The sequence below is a fragment of the Paenibacillus terrigena DSM 21567 genome (genome assembly GCF_000374845.1).
In the GTDB taxonomy this organism is placed as follows: Bacteria; Bacillota; Bacilli; order Paenibacillales; family Paenibacillaceae; genus Paenibacillus_K; species Paenibacillus_K terrigena.
This window is the reverse complement of record NZ_KB895444.1, coordinates 1-5365: the sequence shown is the minus strand read 5'-3', so window position 1 is coordinate 5365 and position 5365 is coordinate 1. Positions and strand designations below refer to the sequence as shown.

Annotated in this window: 2 protein-coding genes; both read left to right on the top strand. The window is 45.4% G+C overall.

Translation table 11 applies throughout. The features are described 5' to 3' along the window. Window positions 1-384: dockerin type I domain-containing protein (locus tag C558_RS34400; protein ID WP_040676211.1), on the top strand; the 384-nt coding region annotated here is incomplete at its 5' end. A 961-nt stretch (window positions 385-1345) separates the two neighbouring features. Next, on the top strand, window positions 1346-5365 hold a 4020-nt coding region (locus C558_RS32240), incomplete at its 3' end, for a chitobiase/beta-hexosaminidase C-terminal domain-containing protein (protein WP_040676209.1).

The following is a 5365-nucleotide window of genomic DNA, read 5'->3' as shown; positions in this document are numbered from 1 at the left end:
ATTCTTGCAAGTCTGGGAGCGGACCATGCGATTGCACTTGATGCGGATGTCGTCGAGTTGAAATTCGTCGCGAAGCAGGTATCGCAAAGCGCAAGCGGTTCGATTGCAGTGACAAGCGCAACGATCGGGGATGCACAGGGGCAGGAAAGCCATGCGCTTCCTGCGTCCGTGACCGTTGAAGTGACGGCGTCCATTTCGTTGCCGGGCGACGTCAACCAAGACGGTAAATACTCGATTGCCGACCTTGCCATCGCAGCGGCGCATTATGGCATGACGAAGCAGCATCCGGATTGGAACAAATATAAGTCGGCCGACCTGGACGGCAATGGCGTGATCGACATCGTTGACCTTGCGGCGATTGCTCGGAAAATTATTGAATCCTAAGCTTCAACCCTAAAAACCGTCCGGACACCATGGTGTTCGGACGGTTTTTTACTTCAATTTAATGAAATTACTATTGCATCATGTTTCGTTCTCGATATTGTTGGGGTGTAATACCCTTTATGTTTTTGAAAAGCCAATGATGCTATTCGCCAAAACAGGGATCATCCAAGGCAGCGGCACAGAGCTCTCTCCGACGGTGAAAATCAATCGGGCGCAGATGGCTCAGACGATCTATCAATTGTTGAAAAATATATGATATACAACGTAAGGCGGAGATGGGATTCGTTTACGGACACGATACCTATCGAAAAAATAAATCGTCGACCTGGGCTGTCCCCGTCGCCCTGGTCGGCGTTATAGTTAAACATATTATAGAAAAAACACATTTTTGGGGTTAAACAATAGAACCTTTTTACATTAAGGCGCTCTTTTTACAGTGTAACCTTGTATTGCGATTTGCTACTATTTACTACATTACAATAGAAGAGGGGGGATCCTGGGCCTCGTTCACACCTGGAACAATTACATCAGAGTATAAAAACCGCATCCTTTATCCATCGTCCCGATGGATAAAACCTTCCTGCCTACACAAACTTCTTGACTCATCCCGCAATTAGTGAAAGTAAGATCTCGCAACCCTAGACGAAATCCGAATCGGCATTTTAGCAGAAAAACGATTAAATAAAGGAGAAATGTATATCCAATGGACAAATTTTTTGAAAAAATTACATCAAGCAGTTAAAGCGCAGAAATCATCATTTTTTCATGAAAAGTATTTTTTTAGAGAACTGAAATTCGCTACTTATTAGAGGGAAATATACTTTTTCCTGTATGCACAATCTCGTAGTTCCAATACGCTGAAACAGCGAGGATAATACATCATTTCTTAAATCAATTGGGGGATGACGAGGAGATCGCGGCGTAGCATTTTTTCTCATTATTTTTTTGTAGGAGGAGTCCAGTGAAACAATATGTTAAGAAACTAACTTCTGCGGCAATGGCTTTTACAATCCTATGCTCATCCTATACTTTGGACGTTGCCGTTACCAATGCAAGCGCTAGCGAAGCAAAGATTCAGGCGCAGTTTTATGTTGCCGTAAACGGGAATGACAGCAATGACGGATCACAATCACGACCATTTGCAACATTTGATAAAGCGAAAAAAGCAGTTGCGGCAATGAACGGTAATATGACAGGCAATATCATCGTGAATATCGGAGCGGGTGACTACTTTCTGGACAGCACGATGGAGTTCAATGAAAAAGACTCAGGCACCAACGGCTATGAGGTGATCTACAGAAGCGCAGAAGGGGTCGGCGCAGCGAACTTCATCGGCGGCGATGAAATCACGGGCTGGACGCTTGCGACCGAATCGGATGTTACTGGATTTGACCTTGATCGTTCATTGCTGGGCAAGGTATACAAGGTTCAGTTGGATAAAGATAAATACGATTTTAATACCTTGTACGTCAACGACCAAAGAGCGGTTATGGCCAGAACAAGAAACCGTGACAACAACCCGAACTTTCCAATGGCCAAGGGCGAATACGTAAGGTCAACAGGTGGGGATAACAAAAATTTTAATATGAAATACAAAGCAGGCGATTTGGATCAAAAAGCAATTACGGGGATGATGAACGCGCAGGCTCGTGGAGAAAAGGAAATTGCGCAGGTGTTCGTGTGGGACGGCGGCGATTGGGATTGGTTTACGAATACGGTTCCGATTCAAACCATCAATACTTCGGCTAATGAATTCAAATTTCCAAGAGACCCGGATTATCCTGAGAAATACCGCACCAAATACAACATAGGCACCGGGGCAAGGTACTTCCTGCAAGGCAACCTGGCATTCATGGATGTAGAGGGCGAGTATCACTATAATAAATCAACAGGTGTGCTGTATTACTATCCCAAAGCAGCAGATGGGAACATAGCGAATCAGACCATTATCGTGCCAACGATGCAGCAGGTTTTGAAATTTAAAGGAGCAGATAAACTTACGAATGGAAAAGTGGACTTATCAGCTGTTCCTGATCCGCAGAAGCAAGTTCACAACATTACTATTGATGGATTAGGGATAAAGGACACGGAGTTTGCCGACTATTATTCGTACTCATGGAACTGGGGGGACGCAGGCGCAGGAATTGGATACCATCCGAAAGAAGCTGCAGGAAGCACGAATCCATCCTATAGCGAAAGCACAGAACGTCCTGAATTCCGCGTAGGGGCAGTAACGCTTGCCGATGCGAACCATATCACCATCATCAACACCAGAGTTAAAAACGCAGGTATGTACGGCATCGTATTTGCGGGAGATAACCAATATAACCGATTAGAGAATACCGTAGTCGAGAATACGGGGAACGGTGGTATCATGTTTGACGGTGGCTATCCGGGCATCGGCAAATACAACAACCATAATATCATTAACAATGTCCTCATTCATAACGTAGGCGAACAGGTAGGTCATGCCGTTGGCTTTACATTGCTCAGCTCCGGTCAGAATGAAATCGCGCACCTTGAAATTTTCAATACGCCGAAGCGAGCCATTCTGGTGTTGGGCGGTTTCAGGCGCGATGGCAATGGCACGGACAAAAACTATGACGAAATCAAAGATATGTACACTGTTGGCAATCACCTGAAAAACGTATATGTACATGATGCGCAGCAGGATGCAGGTGAAGATAGCGCCGTGTTCTTGTCATGGCTGTTATCCGGAAAGGATGTCAATCGTCTGCATGGGTCCAATGATCCGAACAAGCTGACAACGAATTTAGATGGAATTGACATGGCGATGGACAGATACAATTATTTGGATCAGTTTATCATCGCGAATATCGGCGCGGATCCTTCCGTCATTGAGAAGTGTACGGCCGGCGGATTAGATACAGCCATGGGCGCAACAGGCACGAATTTATCGAATATTAAAGGGGTTAACACGCAAGCGCATTCACTCGCGATCAGACCCGGCAGTTATGGCGATATTTACTTTGCTAACAATACAACGAGCAATATTGCGGAATATAGCGAGTTAAAAACCTTCGACGATTCGAAAATGGATTACAAAAATATCGGTCTTACATCTGCTTTTCCAGCTGAATATAAAGTATCTAAGCGAACGTATCCTACACCGCCTGAGAATACTTACTTTGGTGATGACTTCGAAGCATCGAGTAAATTGAATACGAAGAAATGGCTGGTTGAAAAGGGTAAGGTAGACATGTATTACGGCAACATATTTATGGCCGAGGATCCGCTTGTTGGAAAGAGATCGCTACCGATCAACGCCGACGCCAATCCAGGAGGAATCGTCGTAAGTAGAACTTTTGATAACTCATTGAACAAAATCGTTGAAGTGAAATATTTGGACAGAAGGAAAGATTATGCTTATTGCGACAGAACTGAAGACACTGGAACGGAAATCCTTCCGAACTCGTTCATCCGAGTTGATGACGGGGTCAATGCACTTGGAATCGGAGCAGTGGGACGCGTATCGAAGGATTACTATCAAATCAAAAAAGGCAACCAGCTCATTCAAACCAATGTAAAAAGAGCATTTGGCTGGCATACCTTTAAATTCGACTATACTTCAGGCACGGATGTCAAATTGTATATTGATGATCAGCTTGTCGGAACTTATGAAGCAGCATCTTTCTCCTACATTGGCATGGGGGACTGGGAAGGTACCGGCGGTAAAGCATTTTTTGACCAGCTCTATGTCTACGGCGGAAAAGAAGCACCTCCTATAGAGGATTTGCCGACAGCGCCGCCTCCTACTGAGCTGACAAAAGATATTTTCTCGGAAGATTTTGAAGGCGCGGCTCCGACCGTATTTTCACGGAATAAAAACAAGGCAACCGTGGAGGTGATTCCAGAACCGGGGAATACATCCAACAAAGTGATGCATGTGAAGTCCTCAGATGATTTGGTGTACCTTGCTACAAGTGAAGATTGGAGCAACTACACCTTTGAGAGTAAAGTGAAAATCGATAATTTTAATGTGAGCGCTCAAAGAAACCCATGGGATAATTTTGCGCCTGTATGGTATGCCAAGGATTCAGGCGACAACAATCATAACTTTAATCGATACTCGTTGAAATACCGAATCGCAAGCAAAGATTTTACGCTTTACCGTAGATCCGGCGGTGATACCGATATGATCGTCAAACCTGCACCGGCCGATTTTGTGGGGACTTGGCATGACTATAAAATAACGACGACGAATGGTGTCATCACCGCGTATATTGACGGCAACAAAATTTTCGAATATACCGATACAGCGAACAAAGGCGGAACCATCGGATTTGACGGTATCAATGCAGAATATTATGTGGACGATATCAAAGTTACGAGACAAAAAACAGCGAATCCGTCTGCCGACAAAGCATCCGGTAACTATGCAACCAGCTTCAATGTTAAACTTACGCCAGCTTTGAATGACCAATCCATCTTCTATACAACCGATGGTTCAGACCCAAGAACAAAAGGCCAGTTGTACGACGCTGACGAAGGATTGACGATCACCAAATCAACGACTCTAAAAATCGCAGCCATCGGGGAAGGCATGTTATATAGCGATGTTGTTGCGTACACCTATACGCTTGAAAATGATCAACAGGAAGCGTTCACGCTCAGCTTGAACCAACCGTCCTACAGTCTAGCTATTGGCGATACACAGCCAACGGTCGTAACGGCGACGTATAAAGATGCCGGTACGGTGAAGGATGTCACTTCGCTTACTGTATTCACGACGGCGGATGAGACGATCGCCTCTGTCGATAACAAAGGCGTATTAACGGGGATCGGGGAAGGAAGCACGACCATCAGCGCATCCTATGGCGGCGAAACGGTGACGGCGCAGGTTCAAGTGACGAAGCGTGATGCGAAGCAAACGGCCGTGCAGCTGACAGGTCCAGCTTCGGTATTAAAGGGTGAGCCGTTTGCCGTACGCCTTGGTCTGAAGCAGGTGCATGAGCCGGTC